The following is a 19,934-nucleotide window of genomic DNA, read 5'->3' on the forward strand; positions in this document are numbered from 1 at the left end:
GGGGCGAGGTGGGGGTGGATGACCCCCGAACACCAGCAGCGCGATCAGTGATCGCGCTGCTGGGTCGAACAGCGTGGTGCCGTGCGGCCGCGGGGCTAGCGGCTGCGGCGGCTCTTCTTACGCGGCGGCGGCAGCAGGCCCTCGGCACGCAGCCGGGCGGCGTGCTCGGCCAGCGCCTCCACCAGCGGGCCGACCTGGGCGGTCTCGGGCTGCACATCGACACGCAGACCGAACTCGATCGCGGTCTCGGCGGTCTTGGGGCCGATGCACGCGACGATCGTGCGCGCATGCGGCTTGCCCGCGATACCGACCAGGTTGCGGACCGTGGAGGACGAAGTGAACAGGACCGCGTCGAAACCACCGGTCTTGATCATCTCGCGGGTCTCCGCGGGCGGCGGCGAGGCACGCACCGTGCGGTAGGCGGTGACGTCATCGATTTCCCAGCCGCGGTCACGCAGACCCTCGGCCAGGGTTTCGGTGGCGATATCGGCGCGCGGCAGCAGAACCCGGTTCACCGGATCGAAGACGTCGTCGTAGGGCGGGAAGTCGGCGAGCAGGCCCTCGGAGGACTGTTCACCGCTGGGCAGCAGCTCCGGGTTGATGCCGAAGGAACGCACCTTGTCCGCGGTGGCCTCACCGACGCAGGCGATCTTCACACCGGAGAACGCCCGCGCGTCCAGCCCGAATTCGGAGAACTTCTCCCACACCGCGCGCACCGCGTTGGTGGAGGTGAACACCACCCACTGGTAGCGGCCGTCGACCAGGCCCTTGACCGCACGTTCCATCTGCGCGGGGCTGCGCGGCGGCTCGACCGCGATGGTCGGCACTTCCATCGGGATGGCGCCGTGGGTGACCAGTCGCTCGCTCATCTCGGCGGCCTGATCCTTGGTGCGCGGCACGAGCACGGTCCAGCCGTAGAGAGCGCGCGACTCCCACCACGACATCTTCGACCGCTGCGCGACCACCTTGCCGATGGTCACCACCAGCGGGCCGACCAGCTCGGAGGCGGCGCTGTTGAGCGTGGCAAGGGTGGCTTCGATGGTGCGCTGCTGGCGGGTGGTGCCACGTACGGTCACCGCGACCGGCGTCTGCGGGGCCATACCGTGCTCGACCAGCGCGCTCGCGGTCTCGGCCAAATGTCCCGACGTGGCATGCAGCACCAGCGGTCCGGGTGCGGCGGCGAGTGCCGCCCAGTCGACCTCGCCGCGCACATCGGCCTCGGTGTGACCCGAACCAAGTGCGATACCCGCGTAGCTCGGCACCGCCGACCCACCGGGCAGACCGGGCAGCACCTCGAACACCATGTGCGACCGGGTCACGGTGGTGACCTCGGCGATCACGGCGTCGGTGGTCAGCGGATCACCGGCGACCACGCGGACCACATCGTGTCCGGCGCGCGCCTCGGCGATCAGCGTTTTGGCGACCTCGGCCGGCTCACCGAGCGCGGGGCGCACATCGACGGCGGACTCACCGTCGGGGCCCGGCTCGACGGCGGTCCCGATCAGGGCGAGCACGCCCTTGTCGACATCGGGGTCGGTGAAGGCGAGCGTTGCCCGGCCGAGCACCTCGCGCGCCCGCACGGTGAGCAGCGCCGGATCGCCTGGACCCGACCCGACGAAAAGGATCCGACCGGGATGCTTCTTTGCGGCTCGACTCATCGGTTGTTCTCCATTGGACTGGGATCGGTGACGTCTGTGGGGGCGGCCGCCGCCGGGGCGGGTTCGGCGGCGAGCAATTCGCGCGCGCCGAGCTCCAGCAGCTCGCGGGCCAGCGCCCGCCCCAATTCGGCGGCATCAGCGGGCGCACCCACCACCGACGCGCGCAGCACGTCGGAGCCGTCGATGGCAGCCGCGCAGCCGCGCAGCGAGAGTTCCTCGACGATGCGGCCTTCGTCGTCGAGGGATTCGACCACCTCGGCGATGGCGCCGACCGGTGCGGTACAGCCGGCCTCGAGTTCGGCCAGCAACGCCCGTTCGGCGATGACGGCGGCGCGGGTGGCGAAGTCGTCCAGCGCGGTCAGCAGCTCGATCAGTTCGGCATCGTCGCTGCGGCATTCCACCGCGAGGGCGCCCTGCGCGGGCGCGGACAGCATCTGCACCGGTTCCAGCGCTTCGGTGACGGCATCGAGGCGGCCGATGCGGGACAGGCCGGCGCGGGCGACGACGATCGCGTCGAGTTCGCCCTCGCTGACCTTGCGCAGCCGGGAGTCGAGGTTGCCGCGCAGCGGCACGATCTCCAAACCGAGCCCGAGGGCACGCAGCTGGGCACCGCGGCGCGGGGCCGAGGTACCGACCACCGAACCGGAAGGCAGCTCACCGAGTACCAGGCCGTCGCGGGCGACCAGGGCGTCACGCGGGTCTTCGCGCGGCGGGATCGCGGCAATCGTGAATCGGTCGTCCGGTGCGGTCGGCAGGTCTTTATAGGAGTGCACCGCGATATCGACGGTGCCCGCGGCGAGTTCGTCGCGTAGCGCGGAGGTGAACACGCCGACACCGATCTTCTCCACCGGATCGGAGGACAGATCGCCGGGTGTCTTCACCACGACCAGTTCCGCGGGACGTCCTGCGGCGATCAGCGAGTCACGCACGGTCCCCGCCTGGGTCAGCGCCAGCAGGCTTCCTCTGGTGCCGATCCGCAACGGGGCGCGCACCTCCGAAGCCGACCGCGTGGTGGCCGTCATCGAAGCGTTCATGCCGTCTGCTCCTCTTCGTCGCCGAAATGACCGGCGGTGAAATCGTCTGCCAAAGTGACCTCGCCGTCCTCGATGGCAAGGATTACGCCATTGCGCTCGCCCGGCGCCGGGACCGCGTGAATTTCCATCGGCGTGGCAACCGCCTGCGCCGCACCGGGTTTGAGCTCGAATAGTTCGCGCAGCGCCTCGGCGTAGCTGTCGCCGCCCGGTGTCGAGGCCAACTGCTTGACCCGGACCGTCGGGGCGTGCAGCAACTTGTCCACCACCCGGCGCACGGTGCGCGCGACCTCGTCGCGGTCGGGATCGGCCAGATCGGGCAGCCGCGAATCCAGCCGCATCAGTTCGGCTTCCACCACTTCGGCGGCGCGCTGGCGCAGGGCCGCGACGGTCGGCGTGACCTCGGCCATCCGCTGTCCGGCAAGGTATTTGGCGAGTTCGTCGGCGACGATCGTGCGGGCGGCCACGGTGTCGTCGGCGGCCGCACCCGCGGCGGGATCGCGCTGCAGGGTCTCGATATCGATGACGGTGACGCCGGGGAGCCCGGCCACCGCATGCTCCACATCGCGGGGCAGGCCCAGATCGCAGAACACCAGCGGACGCTCGCCAACCCGGTCCCGATCGGCCAGCGCGGTGTGGGTGTCGGCCAGGGTGACCACGGCGCCGACCGCGCCGGTACAGGTGATCACCACATCGGCGACCGACATCGCCTCGGTTAGCCGCGACAGCTCCATCGCCTGCGCGGCGACACCGTGTGTCTCGGCGGTGGCGGCCAGGCGAGCGGCCCGCTCCATGGTGCGATTGACGACGATGATGCGGCCGATACCCGCCCGCGACAGGTGCGCGACGGCGAGTCCGCCCATCGCGCCCGCGCCGACGACGACCGCGGTCCGTCCGGTGAGCGGTCCGAGCACAGCGTTCGCGCGATCGAGGGCCACCGACACCACCGAGGCGCCTGCCCGGTCGATCCCGGTCTCCGAATGCACCCGCTTACCGACCCGAAGCGCGTGCTGGGCCAGCTCGTGCAGGGTGCGACCGACAGCCTGCTGGGCATCGGCGGTGGCGTAGGCGCTGCGGATCTGGCTGAGCACCTGCTGCTCGCCGATCACCATCGAATCCAGGCCGCTGGAGACCGCGAACAGATGCTCGGCGGCGGCTTCGCTGTAGCGGACGTAGGCGTGCTTGGTCAGATCCGGGAGCGGAAGTCCGGAGTGCTTGGTCAGCAGGTCGCCGACCTCGGCGAGACCGCCGTGGAAGGCGTCGACCACCGCGTAGACCTCGACGCGGTTGCAGGTGGAGACGATCATCGCCTCGGACACGTGGCTCGACGTCAGCAGCCGGTCGATCAGCTTGGGCCGATCGGAGTCGGTGATCGCGACCTTCTCCAGCACCGAGACCGGGGCACTGCGATGGGAGATGCCGACGAGAAGAACACTCATGGTGTGACCACCGATCCCTTGCTGGTTGGCTCCGTTGCCGAATGCGAGGTTGCCGGATGCTGTGGGGTTGCCGGATGTTGTGTGGCCGGCGCCGGGTGGGCGCGGCCGGGATGGGCGGGCTGCGGATGGGTATTCGACGCCCGGCGTGCTACTCGTCCGGACCCGAGCGCGTGGGCGACCGGGATCGAGTCACCGCGCTCGTCACCGACGGCAGCTTGCTGCTGTTCGGCATCGGCATTGCGGACCCGCTCGAACGACAGCATCTGCATCTCGACGGCGAGATCCACCCGCCGCACCTCCACCGTGGCCGGTACCACCAGCTCACAGGGGGCGAAGCTCAGAATCGACTGCAGACCCGCGGCGACCAGGGCGTCGCAGACGTCCTGCGCGGCGTCGTCGGGGACAGCAATGACGGCGATCGTGGGCTCGAGGGCGGTCACCGCCGCGGCCAGCTCGGCGGCGTCACGCACGCTGAGCCCGGCCACCGACCGACCGATCACCGCGGGATCGTTGTCGAACATGCCGACCACGGTGAAACCACGGCGCCGGAATCCGCCGTAACCGACCAGCGCACGTCCGAGATTTCCCGCGCCGACCAGCACGACGCGGTGGCCCTCGGACAGGCCGAGGACGTCTTCTATCCTGGTCCGCAGCTTGGCCACGTCGTAGCCGACGCCGCGAACACCGTTGGGGCCGAGGAACGACAGGTCCTTGCGCAGCTTCGCGGAATTGACACCCGCCGCGACAGCGAGTTCCTCACTCGATACGATGAGCACACCGTCATCGGCCAACATGGCGAGGACTCGAAGGTAGGTGGCCAGCCGCGCCACCGTCGCCTGCGGAATGTCCTTATGGGTACGATTGGCGGCCTCGTGGTTGCGCGAGCTGCCGCCGCCGGACCCGTCGTTCGACCGCAGAGCCTTGGAGACGCCACCCGGCGCCTCATGTTGCTCTGTCACGTCCTCGGCTCCTCGCCCGTCCTGAGTTCAGGTCCGGTTCGTCTGTGACCTCCGTCCCGGGCTGCTCCGGTGACGGGATCGAATGTCGGGTTGATTCACCGCGCGCCGGCACACTCGAGAACGCTGCTCGAGAAGCCTCTCGAGAATCCTCGGCCCGCGGGTCGCGTGCCACCACCGTAACCGCTTGTGAAGCCCTGCACAAAGTCGGTGAAATTGGCCTCATTTTCCCCCGCGACCAGCACAGCGCCGTTCGGCGCGCCGATCAACGGCTCAGGTCGGCCCGCAATCGGGGTTCGTCGACGTCGAAATAGCTGTGCTCACGACCGTTGAGCAGCACCACAGGAAGCCGGTCGCCGTACTCCGCGCGCAGGCCAGGGTCGGTGGCGGCGGCCTCGTCGACGTCGACGGTGGCGACCTCGATGCCGAAGTCGGCGCAGATGACACGCAACTGTTCGAGTGCTGTACCGCACATTCCACAACCCGCCCTGGTCAGCAAGGTCACCACCGGGCGCGCGCCGGATTCGGCATTTTCTGTGGGATTGGTCATGGAGGCTATTAAATCCCCTTGCGACGCGAGTGCCGCTGCGCACGGTCCTCGGGTGACGGGGCCGGAATCCGGTTACTGTTGGACGTGGCTTGCGACGGGCGGAGGTACTGGTGCCGGAACGATCGAGGGTGGCGAGGACCGGATTCATCGCGGGACGGTTCGGCGAGTTTCCTGCGCGATGGAATCTGGGTCCGCTCGGCCATGGGCTGACCGATCAGCTCGCCCGCATCTCGCGCAGCCCGTTCGGCCCGAGCGAGGAGGAGCTGCGGGCCAATCTGGCAGGTGAGGCCAGTGCGGATGCGGCGCTCGCACTGCACGATGCGGAGCTGGCCTCCGCGGCCGAGGAGGAGACCGAGGGGCCGGAGGTTCCCCGCGACCTGACCGCGGCGGCCTTCTTCGACGTCGACAACACCATGGTGCAGGGCGCCTCGATCGTGCATTTCGCGCGCGGGCTGGCCGCCCGCAAATACTTCAAGACCTCGGATCTGGTGGATATCGCCTGGAAACAGGTGAAGTTCCGGGTCACCGGCAAAGAAAACAGCACCGATATGGCCTCGGGTAAGGAAAAGGCGCTGGAATTCATTGCCGGGCGCCCGACCGCCGAACTGGCCGCACTCGGTGAGGAGATCTACGACGAGATCATCGCCGACAAGATCTGGCCGGGCACCCGCGCGCTGGCCCAGATGCATCTGGACGCCGGTCAGCAGGTGTGGCTGGTCACCGCCACACCGGTGGAGCTGGCGCAGGTGATCGCGAAACGACTCGGGCTCACCGGAGCGCTCGGCACGGTGGCCGAGAGCGTCGACGGCAAGTTCACCGGACGCCTGGTCGGCGACATCCTGCATGGGCTCGGCAAGGCGCACGCGGTACGCACCCTGGCCATCCGCGAGGGCCTCAACCTCAAGCGCTGCACCGCCTACTCCGACAGCCACAACGATGTGCCGATGTTGTCGCTGGTCGGCACGGCGGTGGCGATCAACCCGGATTCGGACCTGCGTGAGGTCGCCAAGAACCGCGGCTGGGAGATTCGCGACTTCCGCACCGGCCGCAAGGCCGCCAAAATCGGCGTACCGACCGCATTGGCCGTCGGCGCGGCGGGTGGTGCGGTGGCTGCCGCGATCACCCGGCGCCGCAGTATCTAATTGCCGCTGGCGCGGCGTGTTCGCGGCCCCTGTGTGGCTCGTGTTTCCGCGCCGGGCCGCGAACGGGGCTCCTCGGGGTCGCCCCTAACGTGACCGGCCCAGTGGTCCCTACCCCGTGAACGGGTTGCGGCGCTTGGTGAGCAGTTTGTAGAGGGTCTGCTGGATGGTTTCGCGGACCTGGTCGGTGACCTCGAACATCGTCATCGGGTCGTCGGCCGCCTCGGGCTCATAGCCGGTAGTGGCGATCGGCTTACCGAATTCGATGTACCACTTCGACGGCAGCGGCACCGCGCCGAGCGGGCCGAGGTGCGGGAAGGTCGGCGTCACCGGGAAGTACGGCAGGCCGAGCAGCCGGGCCAGCGGCTTGATATCGGCGAGCTTCGGATAGATCTCCTCGGACCCGACGATCGAGCACGGAATGATCGGCACCCCGGTGCGCACGGCGGCCGCGACGAAACCACCGCGACCGAAACGCTGCAGCTTGTACCGGTCGGCGTACTGTTTGCCGACACCCTTGAAGCCCTCGGGGAACACGCCGGTCAGCTCACCGGAGCGCAGCAGCCGTTCGGCGTCCGGCCGGCAGGCCAGGGTGTGTCCGGCCTTGCGGGCGAGCACGCCGAGCATGGGTGTCTCGAAGACCAGATCGGCGGCCAGCAGACGCAACGCGCGCTGTTTGGGGTGATGGTCGTGGATGGCGAGCTGAAGCATGAGCCCGTCCAGCGGAACCGTGCCCGCGTGGTTGGACACGATCAGCGCGCCGCCCACCTCTGGAACGTTCTCCATGCCGCTGACCTGTACCCGGAACCAGAAATCCGAGAGCGGGCGCAGCGCGGGCAGGATCACCGATTCGAGCAGGTGCTCGTCGAAGCCGAATTCGTCGACCTGATAGTCGCCGGTCAGCCTGCGGCGGGCGAATTCGGCGGCCTTGCTGATCTGTGAACCGAGCGCACCGCGCACCAGTTCCGAGAGCGATTGCGGTGCGGTGGGGGCCGCCGCGGCCAGCCGTTCGGTCAGCGACGTCACGGCGGGGACGGGTCCACTCCAGTCCCGTGGCGGCGCGGACCGCGGACGCGGTTCCACGGCGAGGTCGTGCAGCTGAATCACTTTCGCTACGTCGTTCATGTATTGGCTCCCGTACCGGCCCTAACCAGGCCGAGCAGTTTGTGTTCTGCGGCATCGATCCACGTGGGATCGACTACGGGCCGCAGCGCTGCGCCCCCGATGAAGTCGTCGAACGCCTGTACCGTCGTCCAGCGCGGCTCGAATCCGAGCTCGGTGCGCATGCGCGTGGTGTCCAGGCCACAACCGAAGTGAAAGTAGTCGAGCTGTTCGGCGCTGAAATCGCGCATCACCGGGCCCATCAAACCCCGGCCGATGGTGCGGAACAGCGCCCACGGGACCGGCATCGCGACCCGGCCCGCACGGCGAACTGCTTGGGACAAGGCCAGCGCCCCATCGCCTGCGATATTGAACGTTCCTCCGGGTGCACCCAGCGCTGCGTGCACCAAGGCGGCGACCGCGTCTTCTTCGTGCAACAACTGCATCCGTGCGTCGCGGCCGAGCACCGTCGGTGTCAGCGGCGAACGCAGGAACTGGGCGCCACGTCCGGCCAGTCTAGGCCCGACGATGGGCGCGAAGCGCAGAATCGGCGCGGCGATATCCGGGCGACGCCGGGCCAGCCCGCGCACGAACCCTTCGATCTCGATCATGTCGCGGGCGAACGCGCCGCTGGGCGGCGTGCGCGCGCCCATCTCTTCGGTGAATTTCGCGGGGTCCTTGGCGCTGCCCCCGTACACCGCCGACGACGAGCGCAGCACCACGCGCCGCACAGCGGGCGCCTTCTGGCACACCGCGAACAACTGCATGGCGCCGAGGACGTTGAGGTCTTTCATGGCGGCTCGGCTACCGCCGGCGGGCGGATGCGACAGTACCGCGGCGTGGACAACGGTATCGACGTCCTTGCCTGCGATGACCTTGCGGATCAACGGGTTACGGATATCGGCGCGGACGAACTCGGCGCGGCCCATCCGGCGGCGCAGCTCGGGGTTCGGGGTCAGCGAATCGACCGCGATGACGCGCGAGATCCGCTCGTCCTGGGCCAGGCGGGAGACCACATTGCCGCCGAAGAACCTGGCCGCACCGGTCACCATCACCACGTCGGGCAATCGTGCACCCCTACTAGCCTCAACGTCCATACGCACCGGGCCGTCCCACCATTCGAGCCCCCTCGGATTTATTCCCGTTCCAGCCTAACTGCTGCGCTACCCACTGCCGGGAAATTTAACCGGCTTCTAACGATGACTTCAATCACCAGCAACACGCCAGGTTTCAAATCTCTGTATTTCAAAATGAAAGACCCGCCACCTGATCGGTGACGGGCCCTTCTGCTGTCATCAGCGCTTACTTGCCGAGTTTGCGCCGCTGCACGCGGGTACGACGAAGCAGCTTCCGGTGCTTCTTCTTCGACATGCGCTTACGGCGCTTCTTGATCACAGAACCCATAGGGTGTTCCTCGCGTTCTCTCTACTCGGCGCGCACGCGCTCACGTACGCCAACTGTCCGGTCGCTCGGCAAGCCTCACTCCCAATGTTCGCGCCACCTGGGCTAACGAACATGCGGTAGCCGCGGTGCGTGAACACGAACCGAGGGTCCATCGTACCGGCCCGCACACACGCGCCGGTAATCGACTCATCCCGCGTCGAAGTAGGACGTCTCGAGGTATTCGTGCACCGCTTTGGCATGCACCCGGAACGACCGGCCGACGCGCACCGCGGGTAGTTCACCCGAGTGCACCAGCCGATACACCGTCATTTTCGACACCCGCATCAGATTCGCAACCTCGGCGACAGTGAGGAACTGGGTTCCTCCGCCGAGCACGGGTTGTCCCTGTGGCGAACCGCCACCACTTGGAGACATCTTGTTCGAAGACATCATCGCACCACTGACCTCCGGCACGTCCGCGCCGCCGGCTTCCCCACCGGCGGAACAGACACGCACGTGCTCCTTGAAGCTTAGCGGGACCAGTGGGATTGCTGCGACGGGAGTGAGAAATCGGTTCGTATGCTGGGAATGCGCTGTCTACTCGGCGGCCATACCCTGTTCCATCGACCGATGCTTGGCCGCATGCAGGGCCTCGAGGAACGCCGAACGCACACCGCCGCGCTCCAGTTCGCGAAGCGCCGCCGCCGTGGTTCCGGCCGGCGAGGTGACCGCGGCGCGCAGGTCGGCGGCATGCTGACCGGATTCCTCCAGCAGCGCCGCAGAGCCGACCATGGTCTGCACGACGAGCTTGGTGGCGACATCGCGGGTCAGGCCGAGGCCGACGCCCGCATCCACCATCGCCTCGACGACGAGGAAGAAGTACGCGGGGCCGGAACCGGATACCGCGGTCACCGCGTCCATCTGTGTCTCCGGCACCACCGCGACCTCGCCGACGGCGCCGAGCACCTCGGAGACCAGATCCAGCTGGTCGGCCTTGGCATAGCGACCGGGCGAGACGACGCTCATGCCCTGCCCGACGAGCATCGGAGTATTCGGCATCACCCGCACCACCGGGAAACCGGCGGGCAACTTGTTCTCCAGCCTGGCGGTGGGTACACCCGCGGCCAGCGAGACCAGCACCTGATCACGATCGCCGCCGAGTTCGGCCTTGCCGAGGTCGGTCAGCACGGCGTCGACATCGCCCGGTTTGACCGCGATGACGAGCAGATCCGCGCCGACGGACGCGTCGGTCACCGAATCGGTCACCCGGATACCGAACCGGTCGGCGAGCACCTCGCCGCGATCGGCATGGGTCTCCACGACCACCAGATCCTTGACGGCACGCCCGGACTCGAGCAACCCCGCGATCAACGCCTCGCCGATCCGCCCGCCACCGATCACAGCAATTCTGGTCATGAGCCATAAGGCTAGACGGCCTACTGGACGTACTGCCAATACCGCGGCCTATCGGCCGCTCGGTCGTACGAGCCGGTTACTCGACTCCTGCCACGCTCAGCGCGGAGTCGGCATCAGGGCGAGCTGGCGGCTCTGCGCGACAACAGAACCCGTGGAATCGATGACGAGCTGGTCTTCGTCGAACATCCGGCCACCCACTTCGTGCGTGGTGGCGATGATGCGCAGCCAACCGGGTGCGGGCCTGCGCCGCAGATACGTGGTCATCTGCACGGTCGGCGCCCAGCCGAAGCTGCCGAGGTTCGCGGGCACCGGCGGGCTCATATCGGCGGCCATCATGGCGAAGTACATGGCGACGTCCGGATCGTTCTGGTCGGCCTCGCGCGGGCGCATCCACAGCCGCAGTCGCGGCTCGCCGGTGGCGTTCGCCAGGAACCGGGCCCATTCGGAATCGATGCAGAGATCGGCACCCTGCGCGACGTGCACGATCCGGCCCATCGGCGAATCCGGGTCATACGAGACCGCGGTGGCGCCCGGCTCGGCGGGCATATCGGTGTGTGACGGGGCGTAGGCGGGCGGGGTGTCGGCGTCGTCGAGATGACCGAACGTGAACGTTGTGCGCACCATGACCCGGCCGCCCTGGCTCAGCGTGGTGTCCAGTAGGCAGATCTGGCGGCCGACCTTGCGCACGCTCACCTCGTACTCGACCGCACCGGGCTCCGGGGCGCCCAGGAAGTCCGAGCTCGCCGCGATCGGTGCCATGTCGGTGCGCTCGGGGTCGACGGTGCGCAACCAGGTGGTCGCAGCGGCGGCCGACGAGGCGACCATGGTGCCGCCGTGCACCTTGGAGCCGATCGTCCAGATCGGATCGATGGTGCCCGCGTAGCGACCGGTGTCCTGGCCCGTCGTGGTGACTTCGGTGAGGGCACACACCTGGCTGAAGGGGGCGGCGGTGGCCTGATCGGGGTCGGCGGTCAGCTCCGGCGTCATCATCACTCCTGTCGTGCGACCTATGCGTCGTTCGTACAGCGTACAAGTCAGCACCGGCGCATCGATATTCCCGGGTGCCGGAATGCGACCCTCGCTATCAGACCGATTCGCTGCGCGGCGACGTCGGTGCCGGCGCGGGGGCGAGCCCGTTGAGGTGCTCACGGGCGAAGGCCAGCGTTCGGCCGAGCATGCCCGCCCGGTCGGCGGTGGTGCGCGCGTTCTGGGTATTGATCTCGGCGACCGCGTGGCCGGTGAATCCGGACTCCACCAGCGCAGCGCACACCTCGACGCACGGTTGTGTCCCGTCACCGGGGACCAGATGTTCGTCGTGTGCCGCACCACGGCCGTCGGCCAGATGCAGATGTGCGAGGCCGGGGCCCATCCGCGCGGCCAGCGCGAGCGGATCTGCTCCTGCGGTCGCGGTATGCGACAGGTCGAGGGTGTAGTGCTGGAAACCGGTGTCGGTCGGGTCGTAGGACGGGCTGAACGCCGTCAATGCCAATCCGGGCCCACCGCGCCGTTCCAAGCGCTTGGCTGCTCCGCCGCGGCGTCCGAACAGGGTGTCGGCGCGCATGGGGAACATGTTCTCCACCGCGACCACCACGGAGCTGTCGGCCTCCAGTTCTGCCACCTGTTCGGGGAAACCCTCGGCGTAGCGGCGCTGCCAGCGGAACGGCGGATGCACAACCACGGTGTCGGCACCGAGCGCTTCCGCGGTACGGACACTGCGCTCCAGCTTGGCCACCGGATCCGGACCCCACACCCGCTGGGAGATGAGCAGGCACGGGGCGTGCACCGCGAGGACCGGCACCTCGTATTTGCGGACGTAGGCCTGCACCGTGGCGATGCTCTGGCTGGCCGGTTCGGCCCAGACCATCAATTCGATGCCGTCGTAACCCAATTCGGCGGCGTAGCGGAAGGCCGACTCGGTGTTCTGCGGGTACACCGAGGCCGTGGACAAACCGACGCGGATCCGTCCGCGCTCGGGCGAGGCATCGGAGTCCCCCACCGCGCCTGTGTGGCCCGGCACCACTCTGGGCTCGTCCGCCTGCCCGATATTCCCCACAGCCGCTCCCTACTCAGTTCGTACTGAGAAGAAAGGCTAGCGGTCCGAGCGTCACAAAGATGCCGACGACGACAGCAATCACAGTGCTGAGGATGTCGTCGGTGCGCCGCAGTATCCGCACCAGGGCGACCAGACCGAGAATCACGACCATGGCCAGCGCGAGCGCCACCCAGGGCAGCATCTCCCACATCCGCTCGAAACCCTTGAACAGCAACATGCCCGCGACCGCCGCGCCAGCGCTCTGGCCGCCGAGGATCATCCACTGCCGTTTGTTGGCGTCGTACTCGGCCTTACGAGCACTGCGCGTGCCACGCGCGGCTGGAACGGCACCAGCGGAGGAGCTCTTGCCGAGCGTCGCGGCCTTCGCCCCGGCGAGGGTCTTCACCTTGCCGAGGGCGCCTGCCTTGCGGCGCAGCGAACTCGACGTGCGGCTCAGCGCCGCGGTGCGGCGGCCCCAGGACGATTCGGCCTCGTCCTCGTCGTCGAGCTCCTCGTCGAGCAGATCATCGTCGTCGTAGAAGTCGTCGGCCTCGTCGTGGTCGAGGTCATCGTCGGCGACCGGCGCGAAGAAGTCGGTGCGCTGATCATCGGGCTCGACGACATCGCCGCGGCCGCGGCCCTTGCGACCAGCCGCGGCCCGCTCGGCGCCGTCGCGCAGCAGATCACCTGCGACGGTTTGACCGGACACCAGCTGCTGGTCCTGACTGGCCAGCGACCACGCGGACGTCGGAATGCCACCGGTCTCGGGCCCGGAACCGGGCCGATGCCTGCGCGCAGACCACGCCGGTAGCCCGTTCTCGCCCTGCGCCTCGCGACGACGCGGCAGTTCGGGACGAGTATCGCGGACGGGTGGTTCGGGTTCGGCCTTCGGACTCGGCGCGAAACCGTTGATGGTCGGCGACCAGGCGGCGGTCGCCTGGCTCTGGTCGTCGGGAGGTTGCGGGCCGGGCGAGTAGCCGTTGACCGGCGGCGGGGTCCAGGCGGCCGTGGCAGGCCCCGGATCCTGGGAGCTCAGCGGGGCGGGCGGACCGATCTGCTCGGTGGGCTGCCACTGCGGTGCCGGTGCGGGACCGTAGCCGTTCGCCGGCGGGGTCCAGGCCGCTGGGGGTGAGCCGACCTCGGGTCGAGTGGCCCTGGCCCGAGCGGCATTGGCTTGCGCCGCGGCCTCCGCTGCCGCGGCAGCCCGGGTTTGCGCCTCAGCGGCAGCCTGCGCGTCGGCAGCGGCCTGCGCCTCGGCAGCCTCTGCCGCCCTGCGGCGAGCGGCCCGGCCGCTGACGGAGCTGTCCCGGCCGTTGGGTGCCTCCGGCGCAGGCTGCCAGCTCCGGCGCATCGGGTCGGTCTCGTGGGTGGTGGCCGGCGCCTGCGGTTCGGCGTCGTACTCGTCGTCCGGATCGGCGCGTCTGCGACGTCGACCGGTGCGGCCCGAACCGGCGACGTCGGTGGACAGCGGCTGACCGTTGACGATGGGACCCGAGTCGGACTCCGGCGCGCTGTGGCGCGACCTGCGCCGCTCTTGTGGCTCGGTACCGGTCTCACCGGCGAGTGGGTCGAATCGGGTGATCGGACCCGACATCGGCGAATAGACCGGGTCCGGCTCGTAAGAAGCCGGTTGCGGCGCAGGGGATTCGTAGGACGGGGCCGGATAGTGCGTGGGGGCCGAAGCGGGTCCGTAGCCGTTCACGCCATACGAGGCGGGCGGTTCCGGCTCGGCCGCCTCCTCGTCCGGCGCGGAATGTGCCGAGCGACCGCCGTCGATCACCGGCAGATCGCCGGTCAGTTCGGCGACCGAGAGCCCGCGCCCGCCGCGACGGCGTCGCCCGCCACCGGACGAACCGGCGCCCTGCTGGCCGTTACGGGCCAGCAGTTCGGCGACCGATAGCTGTTTGGAATCCTCACTCATGAAGGCACCGTTTCGATCGGGCCCGCCGACGTGGCGCCGCCGGGTGCGGCCGCGCTGTTGCCAGAGGCCGTTCCCGGTGCGCGTGTGACAAGCGGTCCACCGTTCATATCGGTATCCAGTTTGCGCAGGATCAGTCCCTCCCGCAGCGCCCACGGACAAATTTCGATGCTATCCAGCGATAGAGCCCGCATACTCGCCTCCGCGACCAATGCACCGGCCACCAGTTGCTGGGACCGGTCCGAACTCACGCCCTCCAACTCCGCCCGGTCCGAGGCGGTCATTCTGGAGATGAAGCCGATCAGTTGACGAAGACCTGAGCTGGTGAGTGTACGTCGCACCCGCGGTCCCGCGCCCGAGGGCGCCGCACCGGTGAGGCGGGCAAGGGAACGGAACGTCTTCGAGGTGCCGACGGCCAGATCGGGTTTACCCGCATCGATCACCTGCTTGGCCGGTGCGACCAGTTCTGCATCCAGCCAATCGCGCAGCACAGCGACCCGCCGCTTGCCCGGCGGGTCCTCGTGTAACCATTCCCTGGTCAGCCGCCCCGCCCCGAGCTGCAGCGACAGTGCGATATCGGGATCTTCGTCGCCGCCGATGGTCATTTCCAGTGAGCCACCGCCGATATCGAGATTGAGGATGCGGCCCGCGCTCCAGCCGTACCAGCGGCGGACGGCGAGGAAGGTCAGCCGGGCCTCGTCTTCGCCGGACAGCACCCGCAGATCGACGCCTGCCTCGGCCCGCACCCGCGCGAGAACCTCATCGGAATTGGTGGCGTCGCGCACCGCGGACGTGGCGAACGGCATCAGTTCGACGCACCGGGAGGTTTCGGCGATACTGGCGAACTCTTTGACCGTGGCGATCAGTTTCTCGGCGCCGGCGGGGATGAGTTTCCCCTCGTCATCCATGTTTTCCGAAAGCCGCAATGTTGCTTTCGTTGAACTCATCGGCATCGGATGGCCACCCCGATGCGCGTCCACCACCAGTAGGTGAACGGTATTGCTGCCCACATCGAGTACCCCGAGACGCACATGAACACGGTACTCGTGACCGAGCGGCATGCCAGGAGGCGGTAGCCGAGCGGCACCCTATGACCTGGGACGCCGACCGCGGATTCGGTGGAGGCGAGCTTCAGGTCAGGCGACCGAACTGTTAGCGTCGACAGGTGTGACGGCAGGCGCAGCGGCAACCGGCCAGACCCGGCCGCGACCAGCGGGAAAGATGGACCCGACCCCCGAAGTCGACCTCGATTTCCCGCGTGAATGGATCGAATTCGTCGATCCGGCAAACGATGAGCATCTCATCGTCGCCGACCTCACCTGGCTGCTGTCGCGGTGGACATGCGTGTTCGGCACTCCGGCCTGTCAGGGCATCCTCGAGGACCGACCCGATGACGGCTGTTGCTCGCACGGCGCCTTCCTCGCCGACACCGACGACCGTAAGCGCCTGCAGAAGGCTGTGAAAATGCTCACACCCGAGGACTGGCAGCTGATGGATGAGGCCCGCAACGACGAGGGCAAGGTCAGCAAGAAGGGCTATCTGGAAGTCGACGACCTCGAGGACGAGCCCGCACTACGCACTCGCCGCTACGACGGCGCCTGCATCTTCCTCAACCGTCCCGGTTTCGCGGGCGGAGTGGGCTGCGCATTGCACACCATGGCGTTGCGCCGCGGCATCGAACCGCTCGAGGTCAAGCCGGATGTGTGCTGGCAGCTACCGATCCGGCGCACCCAGGACTGGGTGGACCGCCCCGACGGCGTGCAGATCCTGCGCACCGTGATCACCGAATACGACCGGCGCGGTTGGGGCCCCGGCGGCGAGGACCTGCGCTGGTATTGCTCCGGCTCTCCGGATGCCCATGTCGGTGCCCGCCCGGTCTGGCAGTCCTATGGTCCCGAGCTGACCGAACTACTCGGCAAGCCCGCCTACGACGAGCTGGCGCGGCATTGCAAGCGCCGCGCGGGGCTCGGGCTCATCGCCGTGCACCCCGCCACCGTGCACGCCGACCGGATGCGCGCCGACGCGCCGGCCACCGAACAATCCGCATAGGCCCTCGGGCTACGGCGCCGGCGAGCGGATCCGATCAGGCTTCGAGCTTGTAGCCGAGCCCGCGCACGGTCACCAAGTGCTCCGGCCGGGCCGGATCGGCTTCGATCTTCGACCGCAGCCTCTTGACGTGCACGTCGAGGGTTTTGGTGTCGCCGACGTAGTCCGCGCCCCAGACCCGGTCGATGAGCTGCCCGCGGGTCAGCACCCGGCCGGAGTTGCGCAGCAGGTATTCGAGCAGGTCGAACTCCTTGAGCGGCAATGTGACCGGCTTGCCGTTCACCAGCACGGTGTGCCGGTCGACGTCCATCCGCACCGGCCCGGCCTCGAGCACACCGTTCTCGTTGGCGCCGTCGAGTTCGTCGCCCGCGCCACGGCGCAGCACGGCCCGGATACGGGCGATGAGCTCACGCGCCGAGTACGGCTTGGTGACGTAGTCGTCGGCACCGAGTTCCAGCCCGACGACCTTGTCGATCTCGCTGTCGCGCGCGGTCACCATGATCACCGGCACGCCGCTGCGGGCACGCAGCTGCTTGCACACGTCGGTGCCGCTCATACCGGGCAGCATCAGGTCGAGCAGCACGATGTCGGCACCGGACCGGTCGAACTCGGCGAGCGCGGACGGGCCGTCACCCACGACGGTGACCTCGAAACCCTCCTTCTTGAGCAGGAAGGCGAGCGGGTCGGCCAGCGACTCCTCATCCTCGACGATCAACACACTCGTCATCTGCGTGCCTCCACACCATTGGTTCGGCCCGGCCCCGGGGGACGCGGGCTGGTTTCCTTCTTGCTCATCACCACGCCGCCGGATTCTTCTTCTCCGTCGGCTTCGTGATGTGCCGGTATACGCAGGGTGAAAGTCGAGCCGGTGCCCAACTTGCTCCACAGCGTGATCTCACCGTTGTGGTTGGCGGCCACGTGTTTGACGATAGCCAGCCCGAGGCCGGTACCGCCGGTCGAGCGCGAGCGCGCCTTGTCCGAGCGGAAGAATCGTTCGAACACCCGCTCCTGGTCTTCCTTGGCGATACCGATACCGCGGTCGGTGACGGCCATGGCGACGTGGTCGCCGCGCAACGAGCGGCTGACCGAGACGTGCGAGCCGGCAGGCGAGTAGGCGATGGCGTTCTCGACCAGGTTCGACAACGCGGTGACCAGCAGTGTTTCATCGCCGAGCACCTCGAGCCCGCTGGGCCGGTCGGTGCTGACGGTAATGCCTGCGGCTTCGGCGGTGGTGCGCGAGCGGTCGACGGCATGCATGACGACGGTGTCGACGTCGACCACTTCCAGCTGCGGCAGCTTCTCCGCGCCCTGTAGCCGCGACAGCGCGATCAATTCGGTCACCATCTTGCCGAGCCTGCGCGACTCGCCGAGGACGCGTTCGCCGAAGTGACGCACGGCGTCGGGATCGTCGGCCGATTCCAGCAGGGCCTCGGCGAGCAGGCTCATCGCACCGACGGGGGTCTTGAGTTCGTGGCTGACATTGGCCACGAAGTCGCGGCGGGTGGCCTCCATGCGGGCCTGTTCGGAGTCGTCGTCGGCGAACAGGACAGTGAAGTTGGTTTCCTCGCGCGACAGTGGCCGGGCCACCCCGCGGACCGCGATGCGGCTGCGGCCGGGCACCGGGTTCTTGGCCGTCAGATCGAATTCGGCGGACTCACCGCTGGCCAGCACCTTCTCCACCGCGGCCCAGGCCCGTTCGTCGAGCAGCCGGTTGCGGACCAGGCCGAGTTCCTCGGCGCGCGGGTTGACCAGCACCACGTCGCGGTATTCATCCACGACCGCGATACCGCTTTCCGAAGCCAGCACGATGAGGTCGAGCACCTGGGACATGGTGAGCCCCGACTCGGCCTGCCTGCGAGCGGCCTGCCTGGCATTCATATACGGGATGAGCAGCCCTCCGATGGCCAGTCCGACGACAGCCGCCAGAACTGCCAGCAGCACGGCCTGGGGAACACTCACACCTTGAATCGTACGGTCGCCAGGATCGCTCCCGACGGCAGGTCCGGGAAGTTTCACGCAGGTCACAGCCGCTTACAGCGACGTTAGCCAGGCGTTCACTTGCTGTTCGGCCAAAACCGCGGCGGTCTGGTCGCGGCCGTGGATCGCGGCGTGTCGTCGATCGTCGATCACGACGTGTGGTCGTGCACCGCGGCGTTGACCGCGGCACCGTGCTTGTCGACCCAGGCGCCGAGCGCATAGATGGGGCCGAGCAGATCGTGGCCCGCGTCGGTGAGGGCGTATTCCACCCGCGGCGGGGCCTGTGCGTATTCGCGGCGCTCGACCAGGGTCATGCGCTCCATCCGGCGCAGCGTCTGCGTCAGCATTTTCTGGCTGATGCCACCGATCGCCGCCCGCAGGTCGCGCGGACGCATCTGCCCGTCCCGCAGCATGTACACCACGACCGGCAACCACGAATTGCCGAAGATATCGACGGCCATGCGCGCCGGGCAGTCCGATTCGAAATCGCCGTACGGGGCGAACTCCACCTCCACGGCTCCAGAGTGCCATCCGGCTCGGGCACCCGAAGGTGCCTATCGGAATGCCTAACGTCGGCGCAGGCAGATCTTCGAGCAAAGGGAATCGGCATGCGAATCGGAATCATCGGCGCCGGGCAGATGGCGCAGGCACTCGGCGGAGGTTGGGCCGCGGCCGGGCACGACGTCCTCATCGGAGCAAGAGACCGGGCAGCGGCAGCCGCGGCAGCACATCGCATCGGCCACGGCGCGGACAGCGGCGATATCCGCGACGCGGCCGGATTCGGCGAGGTAGTGCTGCTCGCCGTCCCGGTCGGCGCACTCGACGACATCCTCTCGGCGGCCGCCGACGAGATGGTCGGCCGCGCCGTCATCGACTGCACCAATGCCTTCGCCCCGGACACCGCGGCCCCCGAGGGTGTCACCGCTTTCATCCTCTCCGAGGACGCAGTCGCGGAGCGGATCGCCGCGGCCGCACCGGGCGCGCAGGTGGTGAAGGCGTTCAATGTGTGCGCCGCCGAGGTATTCGCGAGCCCGACAAGGGTTTTCGAGAATCGGCCGCTAGCCGTGCCGATCTGCGGTGACGATCCGGCCGCCCTGCAACTGGTCAGTGGGCTGGTGGAGGACCTGCGGCTGGTCCCGGCGCTCGCAGGCCGCCTGCACCGCGCCCGCTACCTGGAAGCTACTTCGGTGTTCACTGTCGGGATGTGGTTCGCCGGGTATGACGTGCGTGCCGTGTTCCCGCCTGTCGAAGCTGCGTTCGCGGTGACCGACTGATGCCCCCGGGGTGC

General features: G+C 68.4%; 20 protein-coding genes. 3 read left to right on the forward strand and 17 right to left on the reverse strand.

What is annotated here, in order from left to right:
* Window positions 1-95: 95 nt before the first annotated feature.
* The 5 genes from GV792_RS07910 to GV792_RS07930 all read right to left on the reverse strand — a co-directional run bounded on the left by GV792_RS07910 (window position 96) and on the right by GV792_RS07930 (window position 5,634).
* A complete protein-coding gene (locus GV792_RS07910; RefSeq protein WP_163823265.1) occupies window positions 96-1,658 on the reverse strand; it encodes a bifunctional uroporphyrinogen-III C-methyltransferase/uroporphyrinogen-III synthase in 1,563 nt (520 codons plus the stop codon).
* Window positions 1,655-2,692, reverse strand: coding sequence for a hydroxymethylbilane synthase (gene hemC, locus GV792_RS07915; protein ID WP_163823267.1), 1,038 nt, complete (start codon window positions 2,690-2,692; stop codon window positions 1,655-1,657). Before hemC ends, GV792_RS07910 begins: the two co-directional genes overlap by 4 nt.
* On the reverse strand, window positions 2,689-4,128 hold the full coding sequence (locus GV792_RS07920) for a glutamyl-tRNA reductase (RefSeq protein ID WP_163823269.1): 1,440 nt from the start codon (window positions 4,126-4,128) through the stop codon (window positions 2,689-2,691). Before GV792_RS07920 ends, hemC begins: the two co-directional genes overlap by 4 nt.
* Complete coding sequence (locus GV792_RS07925) at window positions 4,125-5,087, reverse strand: redox-sensing transcriptional repressor Rex (RefSeq protein ID WP_163823271.1); 963 nt, start codon at window positions 5,085-5,087, stop codon at window positions 4,125-4,127. The genes GV792_RS07920 and GV792_RS07925 overlap by 4 nt, the downstream gene beginning before the upstream one ends.
* A gap of 262 nt (window positions 5,088-5,349) precedes the next feature.
* Window positions 5,350-5,634: a glutaredoxin family protein gene (locus GV792_RS07930; protein ID WP_163823273.1), complete on the reverse strand. Its 285-nt coding sequence runs from the start codon at window positions 5,632-5,634 to the stop codon at window positions 5,350-5,352.
* Window positions 5,635-5,819: 185 nt separating this feature from the next.
* On the opposite strand from GV792_RS07930, the gene GV792_RS07935 reads away from it, so the two are divergent.
* Window positions 5,820-6,776, forward strand: coding sequence for an HAD family hydrolase (locus tag GV792_RS07935; protein WP_256668019.1), 957 nt, complete (start codon window positions 5,820-5,822; stop codon window positions 6,774-6,776).
* A gap of 108 nt (window positions 6,777-6,884) precedes the next feature.
* Here the strand turns inward: GV792_RS07935 and GV792_RS07940 are convergent, their stop codons facing one another.
* The 9 genes from GV792_RS07940 to GV792_RS07980 all read right to left on the reverse strand — a co-directional run bounded on the left by GV792_RS07940 (window position 6,885) and on the right by GV792_RS07980 (window position 15,654).
* On the reverse strand, window positions 6,885-7,898 hold the full coding sequence (locus GV792_RS07940) for a lysophospholipid acyltransferase family protein (RefSeq protein WP_163823277.1): 1,014 nt from the start codon (window positions 7,896-7,898) through the stop codon (window positions 6,885-6,887).
* Window positions 7,895-8,971: an NAD-dependent epimerase/dehydratase family protein gene (locus tag GV792_RS07945; protein ID WP_163823593.1), complete on the reverse strand. Its 1,077-nt coding sequence runs from the start codon at window positions 8,969-8,971 to the stop codon at window positions 7,895-7,897. The genes GV792_RS07940 and GV792_RS07945 overlap by 4 nt, the downstream gene beginning before the upstream one ends.
* Window positions 8,972-9,176: 205 nt before the next feature.
* On the reverse strand, window positions 9,177-9,278 hold the full coding sequence (locus GV792_RS07950; RefSeq protein WP_003402602.1) for a 30S ribosomal protein bS22: 102 nt from the start codon (window positions 9,276-9,278) through the stop codon (window positions 9,177-9,179).
* Window positions 9,279-9,464: 186 nt separating this feature from the next.
* A complete protein-coding gene (locus tag GV792_RS07955; protein WP_036540611.1) occupies window positions 9,465-9,710 on the reverse strand; it encodes a helix-turn-helix domain-containing protein in 246 nt (81 codons plus the stop codon).
* A gap of 144 nt (window positions 9,711-9,854) precedes the next feature.
* On the reverse strand, window positions 9,855-10,673 hold the full coding sequence (gene proC, locus GV792_RS07960; protein WP_163823279.1) for a pyrroline-5-carboxylate reductase: 819 nt from the start codon (window positions 10,671-10,673) through the stop codon (window positions 9,855-9,857).
* Between the two features lie 96 nt (window positions 10,674-10,769).
* On the reverse strand, window positions 10,770-11,660 hold the full coding sequence (locus tag GV792_RS07965) for a thioesterase family protein (protein ID WP_163823594.1): 891 nt from the start codon (window positions 11,658-11,660) through the stop codon (window positions 10,770-10,772).
* Window positions 11,661-11,757: 97 nt separating this feature from the next.
* A complete protein-coding gene (locus GV792_RS07970; protein WP_163823595.1) occupies window positions 11,758-12,669 on the reverse strand; it encodes a sugar phosphate isomerase/epimerase family protein in 912 nt (303 codons plus the stop codon).
* 70 nt (window positions 12,670-12,739) lie between these two features.
* Complete coding sequence (locus GV792_RS07975; protein ID WP_163823281.1) at window positions 12,740-14,626, reverse strand: hypothetical protein; 1,887 nt, start codon at window positions 14,624-14,626, stop codon at window positions 12,740-12,742.
* Window positions 14,623-15,654, reverse strand: a complete 1,032-nt coding sequence (locus GV792_RS07980; RefSeq protein WP_309139084.1) for a Ppx/GppA phosphatase family protein — start codon at window positions 15,652-15,654, stop codon at window positions 14,623-14,625. The genes GV792_RS07975 and GV792_RS07980 overlap by 4 nt, the downstream gene beginning before the upstream one ends.
* A gap of 190 nt (window positions 15,655-15,844) precedes the next feature.
* On the opposite strand from GV792_RS07980, the gene GV792_RS07985 reads away from it, so the two are divergent.
* A complete protein-coding gene (locus GV792_RS07985) occupies window positions 15,845-16,672 on the forward strand; it encodes a hypothetical protein (RefSeq protein ID WP_163823597.1) in 828 nt (275 codons plus the stop codon).
* A 34-nt stretch (window positions 16,673-16,706) separates the two neighbouring features.
* On the opposite strand, the gene GV792_RS07990 is transcribed toward GV792_RS07985, so the two are convergent.
* From GV792_RS07990 to GV792_RS08000, 3 genes are all read right to left on the reverse strand, one after another.
* The gene (locus GV792_RS07990) at window positions 16,707-17,396 is read right to left on the reverse strand and encodes a response regulator transcription factor (protein WP_163823283.1); all 690 of its coding nucleotides are present in this window, start codon (window positions 17,394-17,396) and stop codon (window positions 16,707-16,709) included.
* Window positions 17,393-18,628 carry a sensor histidine kinase gene (locus GV792_RS07995; protein ID WP_163823286.1) on the reverse strand — a complete coding sequence of 412 codons (1,236 nt, stop codon included), beginning with the start codon at window positions 18,626-18,628 and terminating at the stop codon, window positions 17,393-17,395. Before GV792_RS07995 ends, GV792_RS07990 begins: the two co-directional genes overlap by 4 nt.
* Before the next feature lie 167 nt (window positions 18,629-18,795).
* A complete protein-coding gene (locus GV792_RS08000; RefSeq protein WP_309138563.1) occupies window positions 18,796-19,161 on the reverse strand; it encodes a winged helix-turn-helix transcriptional regulator in 366 nt (121 codons plus the stop codon).
* Between the two features lie 93 nt (window positions 19,162-19,254).
* Between GV792_RS08000 and GV792_RS08005 the strand changes: the two genes are divergently transcribed.
* The gene (locus GV792_RS08005) at window positions 19,255-19,920 is read left to right on the forward strand and encodes an NADPH-dependent F420 reductase (protein WP_163823287.1); all 666 of its coding nucleotides are present in this window, start codon (window positions 19,255-19,257) and stop codon (window positions 19,918-19,920) included.
* The last annotated feature ends 14 nt before the right edge of the window (window positions 19,921-19,934 follow it).

The sequence above is a fragment of the Nocardia cyriacigeorgica genome, from assembly GCF_010868145.1.
Taxonomy (GTDB): Bacteria; Actinomycetota; Actinomycetes; order Mycobacteriales; family Mycobacteriaceae; genus Nocardia; species Nocardia cyriacigeorgica_D.